Raw genomic sequence first — 26,634 nt, forward strand, 5'->3', positions numbered from 1 at the left:
GTCAGACCGGGGGGCAATCCACGACCAGCGCCGCGGACGTCACCGGAACGACCGGAGCGCCTGCTCTGATGCCGCTGACCTGCACGTAGTAGGCGCCGGGGGCCAATCCGCCGAATCTGATCGCCATGCTCTCGGATATGGCCGGGCTGCGCGATTCGAGCTGTCTGCCGTTCTCGTCGAGCAGCGCGACCTTCAACGCCCGCGCGGTCGTGTTCTTCAGCTCGACGGTGACCTCCAGGTCCTCGCCGGCCAGCACCAGGTCGGGCACGCTGACCTGCGGTTCCGTGTCGGTGATGTTGCGCGGGACGATCTCCTTGGCTGTCAGGAACGACTCGACGGCGTCCAAGACGGCGGCGTTGTCCTGCAACGACGTGTGCTGCTCCGTCACGCGGTGCAGCGTGTTCGACGACAACGCGAGCCCACGCCGTGCGGCTCCGACCATCGGCACGGTCGCATCGCCGTACAGCTCTTCGCCCTCGTACGTCCGGTAGCAGGTGACCTTGCCGTCGGCGATACGCGCCGTCGTCGGCGTGGGCTGCTTACCGCCGAGGATCGCGTACGTGCGGTCGGCGAACGAGTCGGTCAACGCGTCGTGGAACGCCATCGCGTCCGCGACCATCTTCGTGTCCAGCTCGGGCAACGAGGTCTCAGTCGTCTTCACCAGGCCTCCGGGCGTCTCGATGCACGCGTACTCGGGCAGCAGCTGGTGCAACGACGGCATGGACCGCGCGAACTCCGTGAGGTCGACCGCCAGCGGCCCGAGCCCCTTGCGCACGCCGTTGACCAGCTGGTCCAGCGCCGAGGCGGCCCCGCGGTAGGGCGTGCCCATCGTGATCAGCTTGTCGGTCCGCTCGGCCATCCCGCACTGCTCCACGCACCACCGCGCCACCAGCCCGCCCATCGAGTGGCACACGAAGCTGACCTTGGCGTCCGGGCCGATCCGGTCCAGCGCCTCGTCCACCCGCCGGGCCAGCAGCGCGCCGTTGTAGCGGTTCGACAGCCGCCAGTCGTAGGCGAAGAGCAGCAGGTTTCCCTTCTCGGCGGTGTAGCCGAGCGAGTTCATCCTGCGCGTCACCCGGTCGTAGCCCTTGAGCGGCGTCCAGATGCCGGGGACGACGTGCAGGTCCGCCATCAGCCCCACGGGCTCGACGCCGTCACCGGGGTGCTCGTCGCCGATGCCGGCCGGGAGTTTCAGCCGCTTCAGGTTGCGGCCCAGCGTCAGGACGGCGCGCAACGCGGCCTTGGGCGACACCTCCCACACCATGCCGTCGGCGTTGCGGAGCGTGCTGCCGAGAATGCCGGGCAGGACGACGACCAGATCGCTCATCAGGACTCCTCGGCGAGCTTGCGGATGAGGGTAAGCAGTGCGAGGTTCGCGGGCACCAGGTGGGTCAGCTCGCGGATCCACGCGAGGCGCTGGTCCGGCACGGGCAACGCCAGCCGTTCGTCACCGGCGCGAGCGCGCGCGACCGCCTTGTAAAGCGCGGCCAGCGCGTGCGGCTCCAACGCCGTCACGGCCTGGGTCAGTGCCTGAGGTGACGCGGACGCCGCCAGCTCGCGCAGGACCTCCGTGGCGCGGGCGGGGTCCTGCACGGCGTCCAGCACGCGGTCGAGCACGTCGGCGTCCTGCCCGGCCAGCAGCAGCAACGCGTGCACGGGGCGGTTGTCGCGGACGTTCTTGAGGACTTCCTTGTCCAGCAGCTCGGCCCGCCGCGTGGCGAGCAGCTCGCGGCGGCGGGCGGGGGTGGCGTCGACGAACTCGTCCGCGAGGCTGGCGAGCAGCCACGGCCGGTAGGCGAGCTCGACGCCCTTCTGCCGCGCGGTGGCCCGCCGCGACTGGATGGCCTGGGCCTCGATCAGGCTCGTGCCGTACAACGCCTCCGTCACCGCGACGTCGGCGTCGGCGGACAACAGCTCGGGGTGGCGCAGCAGGACCGCGCACTCCTCGGCGTACGAGCGCGCGAACACCCAGGCGCGGGCGGTCCGCAGCAACGTCCGGTCGACCGTCAGCCAGTCCGGCGTCGTGTCCCACGGCCACGGACCCGAGTCGTAGTGGCGGCGCGCGATGTCGTGCACGTCGTGGATCGTCTGCCGCGACTGGCCGACGTGCGCCAGCGCCTGGCAGAGCCACTTCGCCGCCGCCGGATCACCCGCCGACGTGGCCGCCGCCCGCAGCATCAGCAGCGTGGCGAGGTGCGGGCCGGTGAACCGCGCGGTCACCCGCTCCCAGGCCCTCTCGACGGTTTCGGGCTGCCCGAGGCCGGCGCAGAGCGTGTCGAGGGTGAACAACGCCGCTGCCAGCGTCGAGAGGCGGTCGGCGTTCTCGGGCAGCAGGCAGACCTCGATGGTCTTCTCGCCGGTCTCCAGCGCCTCGGAGGGCTTGTCCGCGTCGCGCTGGCGGCGCATCAGGTTGTGCAGGGCCTGGGCGTGGAGCCGCTGGCCCTCGGCGAGGGTGGCGGCCTGCCGGGCGGCGGTCAGGGCCGCGTCGGTCCGGCCGGCCATGCTGTGGGCGACGCTCAGGCTCAGGGCCGCGTCGGCGAGCTGCGGGCGGAACGCCGCGTGCCTGCCGAGCGTGCCGCTGATCTCCGCGGCCTGCCCGGTCGCGCCGTCGGCGTCGGCGAGCCTGCCGAGCGCCAGGTAGTCGCGGCTCAGCTCGACCAGCGCGCTGACGAGGTCCGCGAGGAACACCGGGTTCGTCTGCGCGAGCGTCCAGAAGAGCTCGACTGCCTGCCTCGACCGGTGCATGGCCTCGTACCGGAGCCCGGACTCGCTGCACCGCGCGGCAAGACACGTCATCGCGCGCGCAAGGGGAGCATCGGACTCAACGGCCGCGACGGCATCACGAGCCGTGGACAACGCATCTCGCCTACGCCCGAGCATCGCGTACGTATCGCTCAGGTCCACCAACGCACCGCTGAGGTGCGCCGCGTACGTCGGGTTGTCACCGCCGTGCGTCGTCGTTTTGGCGATGCGTTGCGCCAGCCGTTTGTGCGTCAGGCTTTCCGCCGTCGTCGGGGTCGCCGCCACCAGCTCCCGGTAGCGCACCGCGGCCTCCTCGGCGGGCCCCACGGCCTGCTGGAGCCGTCCCGCCTCGCGGAACCGCCGGCCGAGCTTGTTCAGCACGAACGCCAGGTCCGCCAGGTACATCCGCAGTTCCGGCACCAGGGCGCGGAAGTGGTCGGCCGCCTCCTCCAACGGCGGAATGGCTTCATCGCCACGACCCCAGTGCATCAGCTCGTTCGCCGCCGTCGTAGCCGCGAGAGCGATGTCCGGCAACAACATCCGATTCGTCACCGCGAGAGCGCGCAGCCCGTCCAACGCCCGTGTGCCCGCGTGTCCGCAGTGCCGCCACGCGTACTTCCACAGGTAGCCCGGCACGTTCGGCGGCACTCCGGCCTCGATGCGCTGCCGGTACAGTTCGATGAGCGCACATGCGACCTTCTCGGCGTCCGGTGCGAAAACCTCGTCCCGGCTCGGCGCGAACGGCGGCCGCAGGTGGTCCGCGAACGTCTGGTGCGTCAGCTTGAAGACCGCCGTGCCCTCCTCGCCGTCCTGCACGACGTGACGGCCCAGCTCGGTGAGCACCGCGGTGATGTCGTCCCGCGTGAAGTCCTGCCCCGCCAACGCCCGTGCGACCGCGATCCACTCCGCTTCGGGGAATCCGGCGCCGTAGCTCCACGTCAGCGCCGTCAGCAGCGCACGTGCCGATGGAACCTTCGAGAGCTCGCGTTCGAACGCCGCGTCCAGCGACAGCTTCAGGTCGGCGCCGCCGTCCGCCAGCACCTGGTCGGTGATCATCCACGCGGTGAGGAACGGCAGCTCCGCCAGCTCGTCCACAGTGGACTTCGCGGCGCCGGCGCCCAGGCGTGCCAGGACGTACTCGCGGACGTCGGTCTCGCTGCCGGCCTCGTCGAGGTCGAGCACCTCGACCGGCGACAGCTCGGTCAGCAGGGGAGCGCCGCCCGCGACCCGCTGGGCCTGGCGCGTCGAGACGATCACGACCGCGCAGGCCGCGAGCTTGGTCAGCAGCGAGGTGGCGATCGAGAACGACTCCCCGCGCGCCTCGTCCAGGCCGTCCACGACGAGCACCGGCGGCGACGGCAACGCGCTGACGACGCCCACCAGCTCCGCGGCACCCCGCCGCGGCCCCTCCGGCGCGGCGACCAGGCCCGCGGCGACGAGTTGGCGGCTGAGCAGGTCGGCCACGCGGTCGGCGTCCATCGCGCGGGCGTGCACGGCCGCGTCCACCGAGTCGGGACCGGGGTCGGCGTGCCGGAACGGCGGCCCGGTCGTCAGCAGCAGGTCGCGCTCGGCTGGGTTGGACAGGCTGACGACCCGGCCGACGACCGCGGACTTGCCGGTGCCCGGCGACCCGGTGACCACCCGCAGGCCGGGGACGCCGGACCGCACCCAGCTCACGACCTTGTCGACCTCGGCGGTGCGGCCGGTGAACCACGACCGGCCGGACGTCGAGTCGCCACCACGTGCCGCGAGCAAGAGGTGCTTCACCACCGTGTTCGCGGCGTAGAGCGGATTCGGCAGCATCGGCTGTGCGGAGCCGTACTGCATGAAACGCGGCCGTTGGACGTCGCTGTCCCACGCGTTCAGCAGCGCCATCCCGACCGCGCTGCCATCGACGAACGCCGTGCGGTCGCTCCACCGCCGTGCGTCCTCATCGGCCGTAGGCCCCGCACGCAGCAGCTTGCGCAACTTCCCGCCGAACAGGCCGTCACGGGCCGTTTCGATGTCGGAGCACGACACGAGCACGCCTGCCCAGTGCACCTGACCCGTCAGGAGCTCGCTCTGGATCTCCGCGATCGTCCGGACGGCCTCGTCGAGCTGCGTGCCGGAGTAGCAGGCGTCGATGATGATGAGAACCTGCCGTGCCCCCGAGGCGGCGCACGACAGCGCGAAGTCGTGCAGCGTGATGCCGTCGAAGTTGCCGGTGTTGTCCTTGGCCAGGAGCCGGAGGTTGCTCGCCGCGGGGATCGCGTGCCCGCTCCACAGCGCCACGAGCGCGCCGCCGTCCTGCGGTGCCGCCTGCAGGTCTTTCAGCTGCGCGCGGACCTCGGCCTCGGTCGGGTCGGCCAGCGGGTCGCCGTCGTAGCCCTTGAGCAGGGCGTGCAGCTCCCGCACGTCGCTCACGGCGTGCTGCAGCGGCTGCACCGACTCGTAGGAGCCGACACCGATGCCGACGAACCTGTTCCTGACCCTTTCCCGCATGCGCCACTACCCCCTGTCCACACGTCGTCCGCGCGCGAGGGGCGTTACTCCGGTTAACTCACATGGACGAGTCCTTCGTGTCCTCGGGCAGCTCCACGTTCGTGTTCTTCTCCAGGAACCTCAGCAGCTCCACGGGGAACGGCAGCACCAGCGTCGAGTTCTTCTCCGCCGCCACCTCCACGATGGTCTGCAGCAGCCGAAGCTGCAGCGCGCCGGGCGTCTCCTCCATCGTCCCGGCTGCCTCCGAAAGCTTCTTGGACGCCTGCAACTCGCCGTCCGCGGTGATGATGCGTGCCCGCCGCTCGCGTTCGGCCTCCGCCTGCCGCGACATCGAGCGCTTCATGCTCTCCGGCAGCGCCACGTCCTTGATCTCGACCCGGTCGATGTCGATGCCCCACGCGATCGCGGGGGTGTCGATCATCAGCTCCAGGCCCTGGTTGAGGCGCTCGCGGTTGGACAGCAGGTCGTCGAGCTCGCTCTTGCCGATGATCGACCGCAGCGACGTCTGCGCCACCTGCAGCATCGCGAACCGGTAGTCCTCGACGCTGATGACGGCTTTCGCCGGGTCCTGCACCTTGAAGTACACGACGGCGTCGACGCGCACGGTGACGTTGTCGCGCGTGATGCCGTCCTGCGCCGGCACGGGCAGCGTGACGATCTGCATGTTGACCTTCCGGAGCTGGTCCACCCCGGGAACGAGCATCGTCAGCCCCGGCCCGCGCACGGCCTGCTGGAGCTTGCCGAACCGGAACACCAGCCCCTGTTCGAACTGCTTGATCACCCTGGCGCTCGTCGCGAGGCCGATGCCCCCGAGCACGACGATGCCGCCGAGGATCTCGAAGAAGACCATGAGACCCGCCTTTCCCCGGCGAATGCCCTTGACCTGCAACGGTACGCCTAGGGTCCGACAATTTTCAGCAGCTCGGGACCGTCTCCGCCCGTCCGGGGCGGCAGTCGGTCGTCACCGCCGCGGAGGCCGGCGGTCCCGGGGTCCGGGCACTCAGCCCCGCCCCGACCGGAGTGGTGGTTCCAACAACCGGGAGGTGCCCTCCACTCGGCGGCACGCGTTAATGTCGGAAGCATGCAAACCTGGTCATCGATTCCTGTGCCGCGGGTTCCGGGGGACCCCCGCCCGCTGCGGCTGTTCGACACGGCTACGGGCGAGGTGCGCCCCACGGCTCCAGGAGACACCGCCAGGTTGTACGTCTGCGGCATCACGCCGTACGACGCGACTCACCTCGGCCACGCCGCGACCTACCTCGCGTTCGACCTCGTGCAACGCGTGTGGCTCGACAACGGCCACAACGTGCACTACGTGCAGAACGTCACCGACGTCGACGACCCGCTGCTGGAGCGGGCACTGCGGGACAAGGACGACTGGGTGGTGCTCGCCATGCGCGAGACGGCCCTGTTCCGCGAGGACATGGAGGCGCTGCGCGTCCTGCCGCCGCAGGACTACGTGGGCATCGTCGAGGCGATCCCGGAGATCGTCGAGGTCGTCGCGAAGCTCCTGGCCGACGGTCACGCCTACCGCGTGGACGACCCCGAGCACCCCGACATCTACTTCGAGCACAACGCCACCGGGCGGTTCGGCTACGAGTCGAACTACTCGGAGGAGACCATGCTCCGGTTGTTCGGCGAACGCGGCGGCGACCCCGACCGCCCCGGCAAGCGCCACCCGCTCGACGCCCTGCTGTGGCGCATGAAGCGCGACGGCGAACCGTCGTGGCCGTCCGAGCTGGGCGAGGGCCGCCCCGGCTGGCACATCGAGTGCAGCGCCATCGCCCACAACCGCCTCGGCACCGGCTTCGACGTGCAGGGCGGCGGCTCCGACCTGATCTACCCGCACCACGAGTACTCGGCCGCGCACGCCGAGGCCCAGACCGGCCAGCACCCGTTCGCGCGCCACTACGTGCACGCGGGCATGATCGGCCTCGACGGCGAGAAGATGTCGAAGTCGCGCGGCAACCTGGTCTTCGTCTCGAAGCTGCGCGCCGAGAAGGTCGACCCGAACGGCATCCGCCTCGCCCTGCTGGCGGGCCACTACCGCGCCGACCGCCCGTGGACCCAGGCCCTGCTCGACGAGGCACTGACCCGCCTCGCCCGCTGGCGCCGCGCCGCGGAGCTGCCGTCCGGACCGTCCGCTGTGGACACCGTGACGCGGCTGCGCGACCACCTGGGCAACGACCTCGACACGCCGCGCGCCCTGGCGGCCGTCGACGCGTGGGCCGACGAGGCGCTGGCGCACGGCGGTTCGGACAAGCACGGGCCGTCGCAGATCCGCACGGCCGTGGACGCGCTGCTGGGAGTGGAGCTCTAGGGATTCGCGCTGGTGGCCGCCTTCCGGGCGGCCACCGCCACGGCCTGCGGGATGACCACCTCGGGGTCGACCGCCGCCACCAACTGGTGCTGGATGTGCGCGATGGTGTGGAACTGCGGCGGTGTGGCCTTGCGGAGTTGCCGGTGCAGCGCGCGGATCTGGCCGAACACCACGATCCAGTCCTCGGCCTCGGCGGTGGTCGGCACGAGCGACTCGGCGTTGATCCACCGCTCCCACACCCGGTCGACCAGCGCGCGGTCGGCGAGCACCTCGCGGTGCCGCCGCCGCACCAGCGCGGACCGCCACCGCGACTCGGCGACGTCGGGGAACATCCTGCGCGGCAACGGCCGCCGCGTCATGACGCGATCGCAATCCAGCTCAACGGCCGCCCACGCAAAACGCTCGACTGGGATACCCCAGCCGAGCGTCTCGCCAAGCTGCCGGCCGACGCCAGCTAGCCACTTGTGTTGCGACGACCTCTGGAAGCCCCCCGGAAGCACCGGGGGCGGTTCGTTCAGCGGTGGAGCGATCAGACGTCAAGCGTCCAGTTGTTCAGCGTGCCGGTGTCGAGGAGCGCCGCGTCGCGCACGCGCAGCGTCCAGGTGCCGTTGGCCGCCTCACCCGAGAGGTCGCGGGTGAAGGTCTCGTTGATGTTGTCGGCCGAGCCGCCGGAGCGGTTGTGCAGGTTGTAGGCCGTGCCGTCGGGCGCGACCAGGTCCACCACGAGGTCGCCCTTGTAGGTGTGCGTGATCGAGACCTTGATCGACGCCGTGGCCGAGGCGTTGCCCGAGCAGCCGGAGACGACGATCGTGCTGTTCACGGTCGACAGGTCGCCGATGGCGACCGGGGTGGAGTTGGTGCGGGCGTCACAGCTGCCGCCGACCGCGTTGACGACCCACGAGAACGTCGCCGTGCCGGTCTTGCCGGCCGAGTCGGTGACGGTCGCGGTCACCGTGGAGGTGCCCGCCGTGGTCGGGGTGCCGGAGATCGCGCCGGAGGCGTTCGCCGTCAGGCCGGCCGGGAGGCCGCTCACGGACCAGGTGTACGGCGGGGTGCCGCCGGAGGCCGAGAGCTGCAGCGACACCGGCGTGCCGACCGTGGAGGTCTGCGTGCCGGGGTTCGTGACCGACGGGTTGCCCGGCTGCACGCCACCGAAGAGGGTGTAGAGCAGCTTGTTCGGGGAGCCGGTGCCGGGGTTGGTGATCTTGTTGGGGGTCGACGCGCCGTTCAGGCCCGCCCAGACGGCGGCGGGGCTGTCGGTCGGGTGCGTGGCGAGCCACAGGGCCGCGCCACCCGCGACGTGCGGCGACGCCATCGAGGTGCCGGAGATGTTGTTCGTGGCGGTGTCGCTGGTGTGCCACGCCGACACGATGTTCTGGCCCGGCGCGAAGATGTCCGTGCAGGTGCCGTAGTTGGAGAACGAGGCGCGCGCGTCGGTGTTGGTCGACGCGTTGACGGTGATCGCCTCGGCCACGCGGGCCGGGGACGACGAGCAGGCGTCGGTGTTCGAGTTGCCGGACGCGACGGCGTAGGTCACGCCGGACGCGACCGAGTTGCGGACGGCGGTGTCCAGGGCGGCCGCGGCGCCGCCACCGAGGGACATGTTCGCCACGGCGGGCTTCACCGCGTTCGCGGTCACCCAGTTGACGCCGTCGACGACGCCCTGGATGGTGCCCGAGCCCTGGCAGTTGAGCACCTTCACCGCGACGACCTTGGCGGCCTTCGCGATGCCGTACTCGGCACCCGCGACGGTGCCGGCGACGTGCGTGCCGTGGCCGTTGCAGTCGCTGTTGTTGCCGTCGCCGGAGGTGTTGGCGCCCCAGGTGGCGCGGCCGCCGAACGTCTGGTGCGTGGTGCGCACACCGGTGTCGACGATGTACGCCGTCACGTTCGAGGCGGTCGTGTCGTACTGGTAGCTGTTGCTCAGCGGCAGGTCGCGCTGGTCGCTGCGGTCGAGACCCCACGACGGCGGGTTCTGCTGGACGTCGAGGAGGCTCACCTCGGCGTCCTGCTCGACGAACGCGACCTTCGGGTCCGCGGCGAGGCGGGCGGCCTGCTTGGCCGTCATCTTCACCGAGAAGCCGTTGAGCGCGTGCTGCCAGATCTTGCCGACCTGGCCGCCGTAGCGTCCCGCGAGCTCCGGAGCGGCGGCCCTCGACGCCGTTCCGGCCTTGAGCGAGACGATGTAGCTGTCCTTCACGACCTTGGCGCGGTCGGCGCCGAGAATCGTCCCCACGTTTTCTTGAGCAGATGCGGCTGGAACCACGGCGGCGGCCAAACACAGGGTGGCGGCGGCCGTGAGTCCCGTACCCAAGACTCTTCGCATTGCAGGGTTCTCCCTCGTGCAGGGAACAGGGTGAACTGCACGCTAGACCTAAACCGCAGGTCAGAGGGATACGCCGTCGAGTGCGAACTGTTGACAGATTTGTCGTTTCGTGTCAATACAAATGGTCGCTCTGAGTCACGGAAATAGACTGAGAGGACGCATTTCGATTCCCTATATCAACTCGAACGCCGAGAGGTCCACCCCTCGATCGGCCCTACCGGCCGGTAGACAGCGCGACATAGCGTCGCCCAGACGGAGGAACGAACTGATCGGGCAGTTCGACCGCCTGGGGACGCCTGTCATCCGGTGTCGTGCGAGCTGTGTTGCAGCACAGCTGATCTCCTCATCGCGGTTGCCCGGTCCGGCGTTACACCGGCCCTGCGGAAAAACCGAAGATCAAGGAGAACTGCCTATGAAGCGCATGGCTGTCGCGGCTGTGGCCGTGCTGACGGGTGCACTCGCGGCCACGGCATCCCCTGTCGCCGTCGCCGCGCCGCAACCGTCGGCCGAACTGCTCGCCGCGATGCAGCGCGACCTCGGGCTCGACGCCGGGCAGGCGGTGGAGAGGCTGCGCCAGGAGAGCGCGGCCGCGGCCCTGCAGCGGGTCGTGGAGGGTTTCGCCGGCGAGAGCTTCGGAGGGGCGTGGTTCGACGCGTCGTCCGGCAAGCTCGTCGTGGGCGTGACCGACGCGGGCAAGACCGATCGGCTGCGCCGGCTCGGCGCGGAGCCCCGGACGGTCGCGCACAGGGCGAGCGACCTCGACGCGGCCAAGGCCGAGCTGGACGCCTCGCCGGCCCCTTCCGAGGTCACCGGCTGGTACGTCGACACCAAGGCCAACGCCGTGACGATCACCGTCAGGCGCGGCCAGGCCGACGCGGCCAAGCCGTTGGTGGAGAAGGCGGGCGCCGTCGCGAAGGTCGTCGAGACCGACGAGGCTCCGCGGCTGTTCAAGGACATCCGCGGTGGTGACGCCTACTACATCAACAACGCCGGACGGTGCTCGGTCGGCTTCGCGGTGCAGGGCGGGTTCGTGACCGCCGGTCACTGCGGTTCGCCGGGTGACTCCGTGGCGGGCGCCGACCGCACCGCGCTGGGCGCGTTCGAGGGCTCGTCCTTCCCGGGCAACGACTACGGCTGGGTCAGGGCGAACGCCTCGTGGACGCCCACGGCCAAGGTGAACCACTACGGCGGCGCCGACGTCGTCGTGTCCGGCAACACCGAGTCCGCGGTCGGCGCGTCCATCTGCCGTTCCGGTTCGACCACGGGCTGGCACTGCGGCGAGGTCCAGGCCAAGGCCCAGACGGTGAACTACCAGGAGGGCGCGGTCAGCGGCCTCACGCGCACGAACGTGTGCGCGGAGCCCGGTGACTCGGGTGGCTCGTGGGTCAGCGGCACGCAGGCGCAGGGCGTCACCTCGGGTGGCTCCGGCGACTGCAGCAGCGGCGGCACGACCTACTTCCAGCCGGTCAACGAGATCCTCTCGGCGTACAACCTGAAGCTCGTCACGGGCTGAGGTCGCCGAGACTGGCGAGGGGGAGCTTTCAACGGCGAAAGCTCCCCCTCGTCGCGTCTCGTGACGATGCCTCCGACGACGCCGTCAGGACTTCCGCTCCTCCAGCCACTTCTCCCGGTGCGTCCGCCACCGGTCGAGCAGCGACCCGAGCTCGGAGTGCACGAACCGGAAGAACTCGCGCGTCTCGTCCAGGCGGGCCCCGGCCTCGGTGCCCGCGCCCAGCGCGGCGACCCCCTCGGCGAGCACCTCGTCGATCATCCCCAGCATCTGGTCCTTGCGGAACGTCGACTCGTACCAGACGTTGTCGCGCATCCGGTAGACGTCGCGGCGTGACCCCGGCTCCCGTTCGCGGCTCACGACCTGCACCGTGGTCAGGTAGCGCACCGCGCCCGACACCGCCGCCGGGCTGATCTGCAGCACGTCGGCGATCTCGGCCGCGGTGAGCCGCCCGGAGTCCGTCGTCAGCAGCGCCGCGAGGATCCGAGCCGGCATGCGCGCCATGCCGGTGTCCGCCAGGATTCCGCCGAACCGCTCGACGAACTGGTTCACCGCCTGCTGGTCACGCTGTGTAGCACTCGTCACGGCCGCATCATCCCTTTCGTCAGCTGATCGGGCAAAATTTACGAGCTTCACGAAGTTGTGAAAGAAGCGTAGCTTACCGGCCATGACATCTGCGATATCCGTGTCGGGCCTGGTGAAGACCTTCGGCCCGACGCGTGCGCTGGACGATCTCACCCTGGACGTCCAGACCGGTGAGGTGCACGGCTTCCTCGGCCCGAACGGTGCCGGCAAGTCGACGACGATCCGGATCCTCCTCGGCCTGCTGCGTGCCGACTCCGGCACCGCGCGGCTGCTCGGCGGCGACCCGTGGAAGGACACCGCGGCGCTGCACCGCCGGCTCGCCTACGTCCCCGGCGACGTGAACCTCTGGCCCAACCTGACCGGCGGCGAAGTCATCGACCTGCTCGGACGGCTCCGCGGCGGCGTGGACAGGGTCCGCCGCGAGGAGCTCCTGGAGCGCTTCGAGCTGGACCCGCGCAAGAAGGGCCGCACCTACTCCAAGGGCAACCGGCAGAAGGTCGCGCTGGTCGCCGCCCTGGCGAGCGACGTCGAGCTGCTGATCCTCGACGAGCCCACCTCGGGTCTCGACCCGTTGATGGAGGCCGTCTTCCAGGACTGCGTCAACCACGAGCGCGAGCGCGGCCGCACGGTGCTGCTCTCCAGCCACATCCTCGCCGAGGTCGAGGCCCTGTGCGACAGGGTGAGCATCATCCGGGGTGGCCACGTCGTCGAGACCGGCACGCTCGCCGACCTGCGGCACCTCACCCGCACGTCGATCTCCGCCGAGCTCGCGGGCCCGCCCGACGGCCTCGCGGGCCTCACCGGCGTCCACGACCTCGTCGTCGAGGGCAACCGCGTCAGGTTCGAGGTCGACTCGGACGAGCTCGACCCCGTGCTCAAGCAGCTGGTGGCGTCGGGCGTGCGCACGCTGACCTCGCAGCCGCCCACGCTGGAGGAGCTGTTCCTGCGCCACTACGAGGACGCGAAATGATCGGCACCTGGCAGCTGGTCCGCCTCGCACTGCGCCGGGACCGCGTCCTGCTCCCCGTCTGGGTCCTGTTCCTGGTGGGCGTCACCTACTCCACGACGACGGCGCTCGAGGAGCTGTACGGGTCGCAGGAGTCGCGGGCGCTGCTCGGCCTCACCGCCAACGCGAACTCGGCGTTCCTCGCGATGCTCGGCCCGCTGCACGACTGGTCGTCGCTCGGCGGCCTGGTCGTCTGGCGCTGGGGCGTCTTCTCCGGCCTGTTCATCGCCGTCATGGCGATGCTGGTCGTCACGCGGCACACGCGCGCAGAAGAAGAAGCGGGCCGCACGGAACTCATCAGCGCCACCGTCGTCGGTCGGCACGCGCCCCTGGCCGCGGCCGTGGTCGTGGCGGGCGGCACCAGCCTGCTGATCGGGCTGCTGCAGGCGCTGGCGCTGATCGGCGCGGACCTCGCCCCGGCGGGCGCGTTCGCGTTCGGGCTCTCCACGGCGAGCGTCGGACTGGTCTTCACCGGTGTCAGCGCGTTCACCGCGCAGCTGTCGGAGAACTCGCGCGTGTCGAACGCGGTCGCGGGCGGGTTCCTCGGCGTCACCTACCTGCTGCGGGCCGCGGGCGACGCGGCGGGGGAGTCGGGGCCGCGGTGGCTCACCTGGTTCTCGCCGATCGGCTGGACCGAGCAGGTGCGGTCCTTCGGCGACGACAGGTTCTGGGTGCTGCTGATCCCGCTGGTGGCGTTCGCGGGGCTCGTCGGCGTCTCCGCGTACGTCGTGACGCGCCGCGACGTCGGTCTCGGCCTGTTCGCGGCACGCCCCGGGCCTGCGCGGGGCTCGATCGGCAGCCCGTCCGGGCTGGCCTGGAGGTTGCAGAAGGGGTCGCTCATCGGCTGGTCCACCGCGCTGTTCGGCGTCGGCGTGATCTACGGCAGCGTGGCGCAGGCGGTCGGGCAGATGGTGCGGGACAACCCGGCGCTCGGCCAGGTCGTGCAGCGGATCGGCGGTGCCGACGCGATGGTGGACGCGTTCTTCGCGACCGTCACGCAGCTGCTGGGACTGATCTCGTCGATCTACCTCGTGCAGGCGCTGCTGCGGCTGCGTTCGGAGGAGACGTCGTTCCGCGCGGAGCCGGTCCTCGCCACGCCGGTCTCGCGCTGGGGCTGGGTCGCCTCACACGCGGTGTTCGCCCTGGTGGGCGGCGCGGTCGTGCTGGCGTCGGCGGGGCTCGGCCTGGGGCTGGTCCACGGCCTGCAGATCGACGACCTGGGCGCGGTCCTGCCGCGGATGCTGGGCGCGGCGCTGGTCCAGCTGCCCGCGGCCTGGGTCCTCGCCGGCGTGGCGCTGCTGCTGTTCGGGGTGTTCCCGCGGCTCACGGGCGTGAGCTGGGCGGTGGTGTCGGTGTCGCTGGTGCTCACGCTGCTGGGGCCGACCCTGGGCCTCGACCAGTGGGTCCTCGACGTCTCGCCGTTCACGCACGTCCCGAAGTACCCGGACATCACCTTCGGGCCGCTCGCGTGGCTCACCGCGGTCGCGGTGCTCCTCCTCGTCGCGGGGTTCGCCGGGTTCCGGCGCCGCGACCTGACAACGTGACGATCGCGGGGATGGTGAGCAGCAGTCCCGCCGGGACCAGGAACCCCAGCAGCGGGTGCGCCTGGTAGAGCGGGACGAACGCCAGCGGGGCCGCGGCGGCGCCCATGAAGCGCAGTGACTGCACGACGCTGACGCTGCCGCCCCTGTTGGCGCTGTCGCCGGTCAGCACCAGCGCGTTGATGCTCACCAGCACGCCCTGGGCGGCCGCGCCGGTCAGGGCCCACGCGAGGACCACCACCGCGGCCAGGGGCGAGGTGCCGGCCGCCGCGACCAGGCCCGCGCCGAGCGTCGCGCCGACGACGACGGTGGTCGTGGCGCCGAACCGGTCGATCGCCCTGCCGACGTGCCGCGCGGTGAGGAAGCCGACGACGCCGAAGCCCGTCAGCAGCACACCGCGCTGGCCCGCGCCGAGCCCGAAGACGTCGTCGAGCCGGAACGCCACCAGGAACGACAGGCCGCCGAGGCAGCCCCAGCCGATGAACCCGATGAGCGCCGGCCACAACGTGCTCGGGACGAAGGCGCTGCGCAGGCTCGCGTCGCGCTCCGGCTCGGCGTCGGTCCGCGGCACGCCCAGGACCGCCAGCGCCACGGCCACGACCGCGATCACCACGAACGCGAGCCGCCAGTCGACCTCGGCCGCGAGCCCGCCGACGAGCGGGGCGGAGGTCTGCCCGGCCGCCTGCATCGCGCCGAAGAGCCCCAGCGCGCGGCCGAGCTTCTCCTTCGGCGTCGAGGCGGCGATCACCGCGAGCAGCACCGGCGTCGTGAACGAGTTCGCCGCGCCCTGCAACGCGCGCGAGGCCAGCAGCACCTCGAAGGTCCAGGAGGAAGCGGCCAAAGCGGACGTGACGGCGTAGGCGACGTACGCGATCCGGACAGTCCGTTGTGGACCCCAGCGTTGCGCGAGCGTGCCGGAAGCCAGCATCAGCACGGCGAACGGCACGAGGTAGAACGTCAGCGTCGAGGCCGCGGAACCGGCTGACCGGCCGAAGCCGGCACCGATCTCGGGCAGGATCGACGTGGTGACCGCACCCCCGAACGGTCCGATCAGGGCCCCGGCGTACAGCCCGGCACGTGCCAACCGTCCCACGGACACCTCCGCGCCCACCCTATTGGGGTGAGCGGCGGAGAGCGCGCAAAAGTGTTTCGTATCCCTAAGTTTTCGGGGAGGCTCAGCGAGGACCGGTCGACGGCCAGCCGGGACCGCGGCCGCGGCGGCGCAGGTAGCGCTCGAACTCCGCGGCGATGTCGTCGCCGGACGCCTCGGTGATCTGCATGGCCGCGTCGCCGCGCTCCTCCAGGGCGCGCACGTAGTTGCGCACGTCCTCGTCCTCGTCGGCCATCTCGGAGACCGTGCGCTCCCACTCCTCGGCCTGCTCCGGCAGCGCGCCGAGCGGGACCTCGATGTCGAGCACCTCCTCCACCCGGTGCAGCAGGGCCAGGGTGGCCTTGGGGGAGGGCGGCTGCGAGACGTAGTGCGGCACCGCGGCCCAGAACGAGATCGCCGGGATGCCCGCCTGCACGCACGCGTCCTGGAACACGCCGACGATGCCGGTCGGGCCCTCGTACTTCGAGTGCTCCAGACCGAACTTCTCGGCGGCGTCCGCGTCGTAGGCCGTGCCGGTGACCGGGACCGGACGCGTGTGGGGCGTGTCCATCAGCAGGGCGCCCAGCGTCACCACCGTCGTCACCCCGAGCGCGTCGATGTGGCCGAGCAGTTCGGCGGCGAACTTGCGCCACCTCATGTTCGGCTCGATGCCGTGCACCAGGATCACGTCCACGTCGGACCCGGGAGGCCTGCACACCGACAGCCGCGTCGTCGGCCAGTCGACCCTGCGGGTGACGCCGTCCACCATGCGGACCGTCGGGCGGGTCACCTGGAAGTCGTAGTAGTCGTCCGGGTCGATCTCGGCGAGCGGGGTGGCGTCCCAGGTGAGTTGGAGGTGCTCGATCGCGGTGCTGGCGGCGTCGCCGGCGTCGTTCCACCCTTCGAACGCGCAGACCATGATCGGAGCCGTGAGCGGTTTGCGCGGGTTCGAGGGGGTCGGGGATTCCTGGGACGGATCGTTCACGGCGCCAGACTACGGCCTCCCCCGCCCAAGTCATCGTAGGCTTGGCCCATGCGTGATCACGGAGAGTCGCCGTTGCTGGAAGCGCTGGTCAACCGCGTTGTCGTCGCCGACGGCGCCATGGGCACGATGCTCCAGGCCGCGGATCTCTCCCTCGACGACTTCCGCGGTCTGGAGGGCTGCAACGAGATCTTGAACGTCACGAGGCCGGACGTCGTGAAGGCCGTGCACCGCGGCTATCTCGAGGTCGGCGTCGACGCCGTGGAGACCAACACGTTCGGCGCGAACCTCGCGAACCTGGCCGAGTACGACATCGCGGACCAGATCTTCCACCTGTCCGAACGCGGTGCCGCCCTGGCGCGCGAGGTGGCGGACGAGTTCAGCGGCCCGGGGCAGCCGAGGTTCGTGCTCGGGTCGGTCGGTCCCGGCACCAAGCTGCCGACGCTCGGCCACGCGCCCTACGCGACGTTGCGCGACGCCTACGAGCAGCAGTGCAAGGGCTTGCTCGCCGGTGGCGTGGACGCGATCATCGTCGAGACCTCGCAGGACCTGTTGCAGACCAAGGCGTCCGTGATCGGCGCCCGGCGCGCGATGACCGCGGAGGGCCGCCGGGTCCCGGTCATCGCCCAGGTGACCGTCGAGACGACCGGCACGATGCTGCTCGGCACGGAGATCGGCGCCGCGCTGACCGCCCTGGAACCGCTGGGGATCGACCTCATCGGCCTCAACTGCGCCACCGGCCCCGCCGAGATGAGCGAGCACCTGCGCACGCTCGCCAAGCACGCGCGCATCCCGCTGTCGGTGATGCCGAACGCCGGACTGCCCGAGCTCGGCCCGAACGGCGCGGTCTACCCGCTCTCGCCGGAGGAGCTGGCCCAGGCGCTCGCGGGGTTCGTGCGGGAGTTCGGCACACGCCTGGTCGGCGGCTGCTGCGGCACGACCGCCGAGCACCTGCGCCAGGTCGCGGAAGCGGTGAAGGACCTGGGACCCACGCCGCGCCGCCCGCGTCCCGAGCCCGGTGTGTCCTCCTTGTACCAGGCCGTCCCGTTCAAGCAGGACGCCTCGGTGCTGATGATCGGCGAGCGCACCAACGCCAACGGCTCCAAGGCGTTCCGCGAGGCGATGCTCGCGGAGAAGTGGGAGGACTGCGTCGAGATCGCGCGCGACCAGACGCGCGAGGGCGCCCACCTGGTCGACCTCTGCGTCGACTACGTCGGCCGCGACGGCGAGGCGGACATGCGGGCGCTGGCCTCGCGCCTGGCCACGGCGTCGACGTTGCCGATCGTGCTCGACTCGACCGAGCCCGCGGTGCTGCGGGCCGGTCTGGAGTGCCTCGGCGGCCGGTCGGCGGTCAACTCGGTCAACTACGAGGACGGCGACGGTCCCGACTCGCGGTTCCAGAAGATCATGCGGCTCGCCTCGGAGCACGGTGCCGCGGTCGTGGCGCTGTGCATCGACGAGGAGGGCCAGGCCCGCACCGCCGAGTGGAAGGTCCGCGTCGCCGTCCGGCTGATCGAGGACCTCACGGAGAACTGGGGCATGCGGGTCGGCGACATCATCGTCGACTGCCTGACGTTCCCGATCTCCACCGGCCAGGAGGAGGTCCGCCGCGACGCGGTCGAGACGATCGAGGCGATCCGCGAGCTCAAGCGCCGCTACCCGGACGTGCAGACGACGCTGGGCCTGTCCAACGTCTCCTTCGGGCTCAACCCGGCCGCGCGCCAGGTGCTGAACTCCGTGTTCCTGCACGAGTGCGTGCAGGCGGGCCTCGACACCGCGATCGTGCACGCGTCCAAGATCGTGCCGATGGCGCGCATCCCCGACGAGCAGCGCGCGGTCGCGCTGGACCTCGTGTACGACCGCCGCCGCGAGGGCTACGACCCGTTGCAGAAGCTGATGGAGCTGTTCGAGGGCGTCACGACGAAGTCGAACTCCGCCTCCCGCGCCGAGGAGCTGGCCGCGCTGCCGCTGTTCGAACGGCTGGAGCGCCGGATCGTCGACGGCGAGCGCAACGGCCTGGAAGCCGACCTCGACCTCGCCCTCGACGAGCGCCCGGCGTTGCAGATCATCAACGACACGTTGCTCGCGGGCATGAAGACCGTCGGTGAGCTCTTCGGCTCCGGCCAGATGCAGCTGCCGTTCGTGCTGCAGTCCGCGGAGGTCATGAAGACCGCCGTCGCGCACCTCGAACCGCACATGGAACGGTCCGAGGACGACGGCGGCAAGGGCCGGATCGTGCTCGCCACCGTCAAGGGCGACGTCCACGACATCGGCAAGAACCTCGTCGACATCATCCTGTCCAACAACGGCTACGAGGTCGTGAACATCGGCATCAAGCAGCCGATCAACGCGATCCTGGAGGCCGCGCAGGAGCACCGCGCGGACGCGATCGGCATGTCCGGCCTGCTGGTCAAGTCGACGGTGGTCATGAAGGAGAACCTTGAGGAGATGAACTCCCGGGGTGTCGCCGCGCGGTGGCCGGTCCTGCTCGGTGGCGCGGCGCTGACCCGTGCGTACGTCGAGAACGACCTGACCGAGATGTACTCCGGCGACGTCCGCTACGCCCGCGACGCGTTCGAGGGCCTGCGGCTGATGGACGCGGTCATGGCGGCCAAACGCGGTGAGGCGCCCGTGGTCGACGAGGAGGCCCGGGCGAAGGCGGCCGAACGCAAGGCGCGCCGGGAACGGGCGCTGCGCCTAGCCGCGGCCCGCAAGGCCACCGTCGAGGAGGAGGCGCGCACCGGCCGTTCCGGCGTGGCGGCGGACAACCCGGTCCCGGCACCGCCGTTCTGGGGCAGCCGGGTCGTGAAGGGCATCCCGGTCGCGGACTACTCGGCACTGCTGGACGAGCGGGCGACGTTCATGGGCCAGTGGGGCCTCAAGGGCACGCGCGGCGGCAACGGACCGTCCTATGAGGACCTGGTCGAGACCGAGGGCCGCCCGCGCCTGCGGTACTGGATGGAACGCCTTGCCACGGAAGGTGTTCTTGCCCACGCCGCCGTCGTCTACGGCTACTTCCCGTGCGTCTCCGACGGAGACGACCTGATCATCCTGGAGGAGCCCTCGCCGGACTCGCCGGAGCGCTTCCGGTTCACCTTTCCGCGCCAGAAGAGGGATCGGCGGCTCTGCCTGGCCGACTTCTGGCGCCCGAAGGAGTCCGGTGAGGTCGACGTCATCGCGTTCCACCTCGTGACGATGGGGCAGCCGATCGCCGACCACGCGAACGAGCTGTTCGGCAAGAACGCGTATCGTGACTACCTGGAAGTCCACGGACTGGGGGTCCAGCTCACCGAAGCGCTGGCCGAGCACTGGCACAAGCGCGTCCGCGAGGAGCTCGTGTGGCCGGGTGGCGGGTCAGTCGCCGCGGAAGACCCCGCCGACGTCGAGGAGTACTTCAAGCTCGGCTACCGCGGTGCGCGCTACTCGTTCGGCTACGGCGCCTGCCCGGAGATGGAGGACCGCCGGCGCGTCGTCGAGCTGCTCGACCCGGCGCGCATCGGGGTCTCGCTGTCCGAGGAACTCCAGCTCCACCCGGAACAGTCCACCGACGCCTTCGTGGCGCACCACCCGGAGGCGAAGTACTTCAATGTCTGACCCGCAAGCGGTCCTGTGGGACATGGACGGCACGCTGCTGGACTCCGAGAAGCTGTGGGACATCCCGCTCTACGAGTACGCGGAGAAGCTGGGCGGCGTGCTGTCGCCGGAGACCCGCGAACGCATGGTCGGCAGCAACGTCCCCACCACCATGCGCCTGCTGTTCGCCGACGTCGGCATCGAGCCGACCGACGCCGACATGGCCGACGGCGCCGCGTGGATCTCGCGCCGCACCGAGGAGGTCTTCCGCGCCGGCCTGCCCTGGCGGCCGGGCGCCCAGGAGGCGTTGAAGGCCGTGCGCGCGTCCGGCGTGCCGATGGCGCTGGTGACGTCCACCGAGCGCTCGCTGACCGAGGTCGCGCTGGACACGATCGGCCGCGACCTGTTCGACGTGACGGTGTGCGGCGACGAGGTGGACGGCCTGAACAAGCCGCTGCCCGAGCCGTACCTGAAGGCCGCGCGGCTGCTGGACGTCGACCCGGCGCGGTGCGTGGCGGTCGAGGACTCGCCCACGGGCGTCGCGGCGGCGGTGGCGGCCGGGTGCACCGTGCTGGTGGTGCCGTGCGACGTCGAGGTGCCGGCGGGGCAGAGGCGGGTCTTCCGCGACTCCCTCACCGGCGTCGACCTCGAGGTGCTGCGCAGGCTCTAGTGGTGTGGCGCTGCGGCGGGCGTCTTCGCCCGGCGCGTGGCCGGGTCGACCAGCAGGCCGAACACCACGCCGATGCCGACGTAGAGCGTGGCGAGCTGGGCGAGCGAGCTGAGGCGGAACTGCCACAGCACGGCGACCGGCATGTCCGCGGGGATGGTGTCCGGTGACGCGGGGAACGCCAGCAGCACCACCGCGACGGCCGCGGTGACCGCGAGCAGCACGGCGGTCGTGCGGACCGGCTGCGACTGCTCGCGCAGCCGGTCGGCCAGCAGGCTCGCGCCCCACACGATCACCAGGCCCGCGACCACCACACCGAGGTAGAGCGCGGTGCGGTGGTCCACCGTCTCCGGGTCGCCCACGGCGGGTGGGTTGGCCGGGTACTTGAGCCACGGCAGCAGCGCCACGGCGCCGAAGACCGCGGCCCCGAACGCGAAGCTGCGCGTGAACGGCGTGCCGGCGGCGAACCAGCGCTTCGACAGCGCGTAGGCGGTGGCGAACACCAGGCCCACCGCGACGCCGACGATCACCACGCCGAGCATGCCGCCCACGACCTGCGCGCCGCGGCCGACCAGCTCCTCCTCACCGCCGTGGGAGTGGCCGTGGCCGTCACCGGAGGGTTCCCGCGCCGCCTCGACCGCGAGCGCGGCGCGGATCGGGATCTCGGTGACCAGGAGCTGCACGAGCGCGGAGGCGACGCCGGCGACGGCGCCGGCCGCGACCCCGCGCAGCGCGATGGACCTGTACGTCGTCGTCATCTGCTCGAACAGCGGATCAGTGGCAGGGAACGCCGAGGGCGTGGCGGCCGTCGTGGAAGAACTCGTGCAGCAGCTCCGAGCTCGCGCCGAGCGCGAGGCCGTTCTCCTGCAGGACCAGGTAGGTGACGATCAGGCCGAGCAGTGAGACGGCGAAGGCCCACTTGGGCACGCGGACGGCGGACAGGCTTGCTGCGGGGCTCGTCATGACGGGCTCCTCCATACCTCGTGGAAGGTCAACTCTCCTTGCGGCGCCGCAGCCGGTCTCCTGACTCCCGGATCAACGCTGCCCCCGCGTCTTCCCAGTCCCTCGCGGGACCAGTGACGTGCTCGGCGGGGATCGCTTCCCGGTCACAGTGGCGAGGACCGCGCCGGATTCACACCGGCTTCCCGTCACTGCGGCGCGTGCACCGTAAGTTCCACGGCCGGTTGTGCACAACCGGCCATAAGAGTTGTTGCGTTCTTCACTTCACGAGCGGACAGTCGCCACACTTCCCACCTGCGGCGACGCGGTAGTAGAGGCAGCAGCTCCTGCGCACGAACCCGACTTCGCCGGGAAAGCTCAGGAATTTCCCGGCTTGTTCGAACGGCGGTGCGCTCATGAGCAGTTCGCCCCGTTCTTCCGCTTCCTCCGCCGTGAGCATCCGTGCGCGTACAACCATTTTCAGCGCACCCGCGATGTTCGACATCGCGTTGCCCCACAACAATCCGCGCGCCACCGGCGTGACCGACCGGATCGCCTCGACCACGGGTTCCAGCGCCTCGGCGGCGGGTGGGCCGAGCCGTGGTTCGTCGATGCGGACGCTCAGGCCGTTGACCGGGTGGTGCCGCCACCACAGGTTCTCCGGCCGGACGTCGACCGGGAGGTTCGCGGCCGTGAGCGGGCTGAGCAGCCGCGCGGTGTAGCTGAGGAAGAACAGGCTCGCCGCGACGCGGGGTTCTTCCGCCCGGTACCGGGCCGCGATGGCGTCGATGGTGTTCTTGAGCGCCGGGCCCTCCAGGAGCGCCGTTCCCGGCGACCAGGAGCCGTCCGGACGGCCCACGTCGAGCGCGAAGAACGGGTTGATCCCGCGCACCCGGCGCAGCGCTGCGAGGACCTCGGCGAATTCGGACACGGGAATTCACGCTACCGGGTGTTCATGCAGGACAGATCACGTCCACGGCCTGGGACAGGTGCGACCGCGGTGTGGACCGGGGTCCGGGGGATGGGAGGATGTGGAGTCGTGAAGACCTTCGATTCCCTGTTCGCAGAGCTGACCGGACGAGCCGCCACCAAGCCGGAGGGATCCGGCACCGTCGCAGCGCTCGAGGCCGGGGTCCATGCGCAGGGCAAGAAGGTCCTGGAGGAGGCGGGCGAGGTCTGGATCGCCGCCGAGTACGAGTCCGACGAGAAGCTCGCCGAAGAGATCTCGCAGCTGCTGTACCGCCTCCAGGTGCTGATGCTGGGCCGCGGCCTGACCCTCGAAGACGTCTACAAGTACCTCTGACGGAGACCCCCACATGCTGCGCGTAGCAGTCCCGAACAAGGGTGCGCTCGCCGAACGCGCCTCCGCCATGCTCACCGAGGCCGGCTACCGGCAGCGGCACGAGCCGCGCGACCTGACCGTGCTCGACCCGAACAACGAGGTCGAGTTCTTCTTCCTGCGCCCCAAGGACATCGCGATCTACGTGGCGTCCGGTGACCTGGACCTCGGCATCACCGGCCGCGACCTGGCCGCCGACTCGGGCGCCGACGACAACGGCTCCTCCGTCGAGGAGCTGCTGGCGCTGGGCTTCGGTGCCTCGACCTTCCGCTACGCGGGCCCCAGCGGCACCGACTGGAAGGTCTCCGACCTCGAGGGCAAGCGCCTCGCCACCGCCTACCCGAGGCTGGTGGGCCGCGACCTCGAGGCACGCGGCATCACCGCGCAGGTCATCCGCCTCGACGGCGCCGTCGAGATCTCGATCCAGCTGGGCGTGGCCGACCTGATCGCCGACGTGGTGGGCTCCGGCCGCACGCTGCGCCAGCACGACCTGGTGCCGTTCGGCGAGCCGATCTGCGAGTCCGAGGCGGTCCTGATCCACCGCAACGGCACTGAGCTGACCGCCGCCAAGAAGCAGCTGACGGCCCGCCTGCAGGGCGTCGTGTTCGCGCAGCAGTACCTGATGCTCGACTACGACTGCCCGCGCTCGCTCCTCGACGACGCCATCGCCCTCACCCCGGGCCTGGAGTCGCCGACGGTCGCCCCTCTCGCGAACCCGGAGTGGGCCGCCGTGCGCGCGATGGTGTCGCGCAAGGAGGCGAACAAGGTGATGGACGAGCTGGCCGCCATCGGCGCCAAGGCCGTGCTGGCCTCGGACATCAGGTTCTGCCGACTGTGATCACGGAGCACGCCCTGCTGGACGTGCTGCCGGGTTCCGAGGTCGAGTTCGAGTGGGCGTTCGGCGAGGCGCGGGAGCTGATCTCCGCCTCGCCGGGCTTCCGCGGCCTGGAACTGCTGCGGTGCCTGGAGGCGCCGTCGCGCTACCTGCTGCTCGTGCGCTGGGACACGCTGGAGGACCACACGGTCGGCTTCCGGCAGGGGCCTTCCTACGAGCGCTGGTCCTCGTTGCTGCACCGCTTCTACTCGCCGTTCCCGGTGGTGTCCCACTTCGAGAGCGCGCTGAGCACCTCGTCGTCCGTGGTCTGATCGAAGTTCTCGTACCAGCTGCTGACAGCCCGGAAGTGCCTCGGGACGAGGACGGCGACGGTTCTCGTCGTGAAGCGCCGGAGCGACTCCCCGGCCGCCACCGGGACGGCCAGGGTGGTGCTGCGCGGGTGGTGGTGCGCGATCCACCCGAGCGCCGCCTTGGCCGTGACACCGGTGGCCAGGCCGTCGTCCACGAGGATGACGTCGCGGTCCCCGATGACCAGCGGCTTCGCGCCCCGGTAGAGGGCGGTGCGCCTCCGGGCTTCCGCGCGTTCCTCGGCGCAGATCCCGCCCAGCTGCTCCTCGGTGAGGTTCAGGGCTCGCAGCACTGCCCGGTCGTAGATCGGTTCGCTGTCGGCCGTCACCGCGCCCACGCCGTACTCGGGGTGACCAGGAGCGCCGATCTTCCTCGCCACGACCACGTCGAGCTCGGCGTGCAGGTGCTCGGCCACCTCCTTGGCGACCGGGACGCCGCCTCTGGGCAGGCCGAGGACCAGCGGGTCGTGCCACGAGCGGTCCGCGAGTCGCGCGGCCAGGGCGCGGCCCGCTTCCCGCCGGTTCGCGAACCTCTTCACAGTCCCGTTGACGCTACGCCCCTCCGAGGTCGGTCGGACAGGCCGATGACACCGGTGGTCGCGGGGCCAAGCCCGCGCCGGTGGCGGTGGCGGTGGCGAACCAGAACAGCATCGAGGGCCACGTCCCGCGGCTGGTCTCCGTGACGGTGCTGGGGCCGCGAGTCCTGTGGTGTCCTGCGAGGTGTCAGCGTTCGCGGACGAACAGCGCCTGCGCCGTCGTCCCCACCGGCCCTTCCACGTCGTGCACCACGCTGGTCGCGAGACCGACGCCGTCCGGCCCGATGGTGGTCCGCGCGTCCAGGCCGATCCACTCGCCGACGGGCGAGCGGTGCAGGTGCACCGTCAGGTCGGTGTTGATGGCGTACCACTTGCGGATGTCCACACGGGACGAGACGCCGCTGGCCGAGTCCACCACGGAGAACAGGCGTTCCAACGGGGACGGCTCCGAGCCCTCGACCACGGCCACGCGGGGGCGGGCCCACACCTGCGCGTCGCCCGGCGTGAAGATGCCGCCGGACAGGGACAGCCACTCGACGGCGGCCAGGTAACCGCCGGACCAGTGGTCCGGGATCTCCATCGGCACGGCCGACGTGGGGGGTGCGAGCGGCGGCGGTGCGCCGGCGGCGACGGCGGTGGTGTCCGCGCCGACGATGCGCCACGCGCGGGCCGTCAGCACCGCGCGGCCCTGGAAGGACAGAGAAGCCGCCAGCAGCTCCACCGAGCGGCCGGGGCGTTCGACCGAGGTGGCGACCGCCAGGTCGGCGACCGGGACGGGGCCGAGCACCTCGAACGTCACGCGGGCCAGGGCGGACGACGGGGTGCCCAGGCCCTGCAGCGCGCGGACCAGCAGGGCCGAGGGCGGCCCGAGGTGCTGGCTCTCCGGGCCCCACGGGCCGACCGTGTGCTGGGTGGAGCGGAACGTGCCGTCGCCCAGCGGCTCGTAGAAGGCGGCCATCAGTCGCGGTCCTGGAGGGCCTCGGCGTCGTCGGGCTCCGGCCAGCCGGGGTAGGGCGGCGGGGTGCCGTCGAAGGCCGGGCAGAACGCCTTGTGGTCGCAGTAGTCGCACAGGCGGCTGGGGTTCGGGCGGAAGTCGCCCGTCGGGGCGGCGCGCATGATGGCCTGCCAGATCGCCTCGAGGGTGCGTTCGAAGCGGGCCAGCTCCGACTCGTCCGGCGTGTAGGCGAGGGCCTGGCGGTCGGCGAGGTACATCAGGCGCAGCTGGCGCGGGACGACGCCGCGCAGCTTCCACAGCACGAGGGCGTAGAACTTCATCTGGAACAACGCCTTCGCCTCGCCGATCTCGCGGGGCGCGGCGCCCGTCTTGTAGTCGACGACGCGGATCTCCCCCGTCGGGGCCACGTCCACGCGGTCGATGTAGCCGCGCAGCAGCACGCCGGAGGCCAGTTCGGACTCCACGAGCAGCTCGCGGGACTCCGGTTCGAGGCGCCGGGGGTCCTCCAGGCCGAAGTAGCCGTCGAGCAGCTTCGTGGCCGACGCGAGCCACTCCGCTTCCTCAGCGCCGCCCGGCTCCTCGAACAGCGTGGCGAACTCCGGGCGTTCGGCCTTTACGCGCTCCCACGCCGGGGTGATCATCGCCCGCGCGCGGTCCGGCACGCGTTCGGCGGCGGGCAGGGCGAACAGGTCTTCCAGCACCGCGTGCACCACCGTGCCGCGCACCTGCGCCTTCGTCGGCCTCTCCGGCAGCCGGTCGACCGCGCGGAACCGGTAGAGCAGCGGGCACTGCTTGAAGTCCCCTGCCCGGGAAGGCGAGAGCGCGGGCCTGCGCAACGTGGTGCTCATGCTTCGCACCCT

23 protein-coding genes and 1 riboswitch are annotated in these 26,634 nt (G+C 71.1%); of the genes, 9 read left to right on the top strand and 14 right to left on the bottom strand.

Annotated elements, in window-relative coordinates:
- Position 1: 1 nt before the first annotated feature.
- Genes BLQ91_RS18240 through BLQ91_RS18250 form a run of 3 tightly spaced genes read right to left on the bottom strand, consistent with a single transcriptional unit; the run spans position 2 to position 6,073 of the window.
- The gene (locus BLQ91_RS18240; RefSeq protein ID WP_090098056.1) at positions 2 to 1,327 is read right to left on the bottom strand and encodes an esterase/lipase family protein; all 1,326 of its coding nucleotides are present in this window, start codon (positions 1,325 to 1,327) and stop codon (positions 2 to 4) included.
- Positions 1,327 to 5,223 (bottom strand): AAA family ATPase, encoded by a 3,897-nt coding sequence (locus BLQ91_RS18245; RefSeq protein ID WP_090098057.1) that lies wholly within the window; start codon positions 5,221 to 5,223, stop codon positions 1,327 to 1,329. The genes BLQ91_RS18240 and BLQ91_RS18245 overlap by 1 nt, the downstream gene beginning before the upstream one ends.
- A gap of 58 nt (positions 5,224 to 5,281) precedes the next feature.
- Positions 5,282 to 6,073, bottom strand: a complete 792-nt coding sequence (locus BLQ91_RS18250; protein WP_090098058.1) for a slipin family protein — start codon at positions 6,071 to 6,073, stop codon at positions 5,282 to 5,284.
- 231 nt (positions 6,074 to 6,304) lie between these two features.
- On the opposite strand from BLQ91_RS18250, the gene mshC reads away from it, so the two are divergent.
- Positions 6,305 to 7,543 (top strand): cysteine--1-D-myo-inosityl 2-amino-2-deoxy-alpha-D-glucopyranoside ligase, encoded by a 1,239-nt coding sequence (gene mshC / locus BLQ91_RS18255; RefSeq protein WP_090098059.1) that lies wholly within the window; start codon positions 6,305 to 6,307, stop codon positions 7,541 to 7,543.
- On the opposite strand, the gene BLQ91_RS18260 is transcribed toward mshC, so the two are convergent.
- Positions 7,540 to 7,902, bottom strand: a complete 363-nt coding sequence (locus BLQ91_RS18260; RefSeq protein ID WP_143022702.1) for a hypothetical protein — start codon at positions 7,900 to 7,902, stop codon at positions 7,540 to 7,542. The genes mshC and BLQ91_RS18260 overlap by 4 nt on opposite strands.
- Positions 7,903 to 8,072: 170 nt before the next feature.
- A complete protein-coding gene (locus tag BLQ91_RS18265; protein WP_245733600.1) occupies positions 8,073 to 9,779 on the bottom strand; it encodes a S8 family serine peptidase in 1,707 nt (568 codons plus the stop codon).
- A gap of 502 nt (positions 9,780 to 10,281) precedes the next feature.
- On the opposite strand from BLQ91_RS18265, the gene BLQ91_RS18270 reads away from it, so the two are divergent.
- Complete coding sequence (locus BLQ91_RS18270; RefSeq protein ID WP_090098062.1) at positions 10,282 to 11,382, top strand: S1 family peptidase; 1,101 nt, start codon at positions 10,282 to 10,284, stop codon at positions 11,380 to 11,382.
- 84 nt (positions 11,383 to 11,466) lie between these two features.
- Here the strand turns inward: BLQ91_RS18270 and BLQ91_RS18275 are convergent, their stop codons facing one another.
- Positions 11,467 to 11,964, bottom strand: coding sequence for a GbsR/MarR family transcriptional regulator (locus tag BLQ91_RS18275; protein ID WP_245733602.1), 498 nt, complete (start codon positions 11,962 to 11,964; stop codon positions 11,467 to 11,469).
- Between the two features lie 82 nt (positions 11,965 to 12,046).
- Here BLQ91_RS18275 and BLQ91_RS18280 point away from each other — a divergent pair, with 82 nt between their 5' ends.
- The gene (locus BLQ91_RS18280) at positions 12,047 to 12,934 is read left to right on the top strand and encodes an ABC transporter ATP-binding protein (RefSeq protein ID WP_090098064.1); all 888 of its coding nucleotides are present in this window, start codon (positions 12,047 to 12,049) and stop codon (positions 12,932 to 12,934) included.
- Positions 12,931 to 14,514, top strand: coding sequence for an ABC transporter permease (locus BLQ91_RS18285; RefSeq protein WP_090098065.1), 1,584 nt, complete (start codon positions 12,931 to 12,933; stop codon positions 14,512 to 14,514). Before BLQ91_RS18280 ends, BLQ91_RS18285 begins: the two co-directional genes overlap by 4 nt.
- Here the strand turns inward: BLQ91_RS18285 and BLQ91_RS18290 are convergent.
- Positions 14,444 to 15,604, bottom strand: coding sequence for an MFS transporter (locus BLQ91_RS18290; RefSeq protein WP_245733604.1), 1,161 nt, complete (start codon positions 15,602 to 15,604; stop codon positions 14,444 to 14,446). The genes BLQ91_RS18285 and BLQ91_RS18290 overlap by 71 nt on opposite strands.
- Before the next feature lie 82 nt (positions 15,605 to 15,686).
- Positions 15,687 to 16,586 carry a PAC2 family protein gene (locus BLQ91_RS18295; RefSeq protein ID WP_281199517.1) on the bottom strand — a complete coding sequence of 300 codons (900 nt, stop codon included), beginning with the start codon at positions 16,584 to 16,586 and terminating at the stop codon, positions 15,687 to 15,689.
- A 48-nt stretch (positions 16,587 to 16,634) separates the two neighbouring features.
- On the opposite strand from BLQ91_RS18295, the gene metH reads away from it, so the two are divergent.
- A complete protein-coding gene (gene metH, locus BLQ91_RS18300) occupies positions 16,635 to 20,177 on the top strand; it encodes a methionine synthase (RefSeq protein WP_090098067.1) in 3,543 nt (1,180 codons plus the stop codon).
- Positions 20,170 to 20,826: an HAD family hydrolase gene (locus tag BLQ91_RS18305; RefSeq protein WP_090098068.1), complete on the top strand. Its 657-nt coding sequence runs from the start codon at positions 20,170 to 20,172 to the stop codon at positions 20,824 to 20,826. The genes metH and BLQ91_RS18305 overlap by 8 nt, the downstream gene beginning before the upstream one ends.
- On the opposite strand, the gene BLQ91_RS18310 is transcribed toward BLQ91_RS18305, so the two are convergent.
- From BLQ91_RS18310 to BLQ91_RS18320, 3 genes are all read right to left on the bottom strand, one after another.
- Positions 20,823 to 21,581: a CbtA family protein gene (locus BLQ91_RS18310; RefSeq protein WP_090098069.1), complete on the bottom strand. Its 759-nt coding sequence runs from the start codon at positions 21,579 to 21,581 to the stop codon at positions 20,823 to 20,825. The genes BLQ91_RS18305 and BLQ91_RS18310 overlap by 4 nt on opposite strands.
- 16 nt (positions 21,582 to 21,597) lie before the next feature.
- Positions 21,598 to 21,786: a CbtB domain-containing protein gene (locus tag BLQ91_RS18315; RefSeq protein ID WP_089955709.1), complete on the bottom strand. Its 189-nt coding sequence runs from the start codon at positions 21,784 to 21,786 to the stop codon at positions 21,598 to 21,600.
- Positions 21,787 to 21,819: 33 nt separating this feature from the next.
- A riboswitch (cobalamin riboswitch) is annotated at positions 21,820 to 21,994 on the bottom strand.
- 48 nt (positions 21,995 to 22,042) lie between these two features.
- Positions 22,043 to 22,693 carry a (2Fe-2S)-binding protein gene (locus BLQ91_RS18320; protein ID WP_090098070.1) on the bottom strand — a complete coding sequence of 217 codons (651 nt, stop codon included), beginning with the start codon at positions 22,691 to 22,693 and terminating at the stop codon, positions 22,043 to 22,045.
- A gap of 108 nt (positions 22,694 to 22,801) precedes the next feature.
- Here BLQ91_RS18320 and BLQ91_RS18325 point away from each other — a divergent pair, with 108 nt between their 5' ends.
- The 3 genes from BLQ91_RS18325 to BLQ91_RS18335 are packed head-to-tail and all read left to right on the top strand — an operon-like array spanning position 22,802 to position 24,247.
- Entirely contained in the window at positions 22,802 to 23,065 is a 264-nt protein-coding gene (locus BLQ91_RS18325; RefSeq protein WP_090098071.1) for a phosphoribosyl-ATP diphosphatase, read from the top strand.
- 13 nt (positions 23,066 to 23,078) lie between these two features.
- Complete coding sequence (gene hisG / locus BLQ91_RS18330; RefSeq protein ID WP_090098072.1) at positions 23,079 to 23,939, top strand: ATP phosphoribosyltransferase; 861 nt, start codon at positions 23,079 to 23,081, stop codon at positions 23,937 to 23,939.
- The gene (locus BLQ91_RS18335; RefSeq protein WP_090098073.1) at positions 23,936 to 24,247 is read left to right on the top strand and encodes an antibiotic biosynthesis monooxygenase family protein; all 312 of its coding nucleotides are present in this window, start codon (positions 23,936 to 23,938) and stop codon (positions 24,245 to 24,247) included. Before hisG ends, BLQ91_RS18335 begins: the two co-directional genes overlap by 4 nt.
- Here the strand turns inward: BLQ91_RS18335 and BLQ91_RS18340 are convergent.
- The 3 genes from BLQ91_RS18340 to BLQ91_RS18350 form a co-directional block, all read right to left on the bottom strand.
- The gene (locus tag BLQ91_RS18340; RefSeq protein ID WP_090098074.1) at positions 24,181 to 24,822 is read right to left on the bottom strand and encodes a phosphoribosyltransferase; all 642 of its coding nucleotides are present in this window, start codon (positions 24,820 to 24,822) and stop codon (positions 24,181 to 24,183) included. The genes BLQ91_RS18335 and BLQ91_RS18340 overlap by 67 nt on opposite strands.
- Before the next feature lie 184 nt (positions 24,823 to 25,006).
- Positions 25,007 to 25,780, bottom strand: a complete 774-nt coding sequence (locus tag BLQ91_RS18345; protein ID WP_176959822.1) for a thioesterase family protein — start codon at positions 25,778 to 25,780, stop codon at positions 25,007 to 25,009.
- Positions 25,777 to 26,622, bottom strand: a complete 846-nt coding sequence (locus BLQ91_RS18350) for a RecB family exonuclease (RefSeq protein ID WP_090098076.1) — start codon at positions 26,620 to 26,622, stop codon at positions 25,777 to 25,779. The genes BLQ91_RS18345 and BLQ91_RS18350 overlap by 4 nt, the downstream gene beginning before the upstream one ends.
- Between the last annotated feature and the right edge of the window lie 12 nt (positions 26,623 to 26,634).

It is taken from the genome of Lentzea jiangxiensis (genome assembly GCF_900104175.1).
GTDB classification, from domain to species: domain Bacteria; phylum Actinomycetota; class Actinomycetes; order Mycobacteriales; family Pseudonocardiaceae; genus Lentzea; species Lentzea jiangxiensis.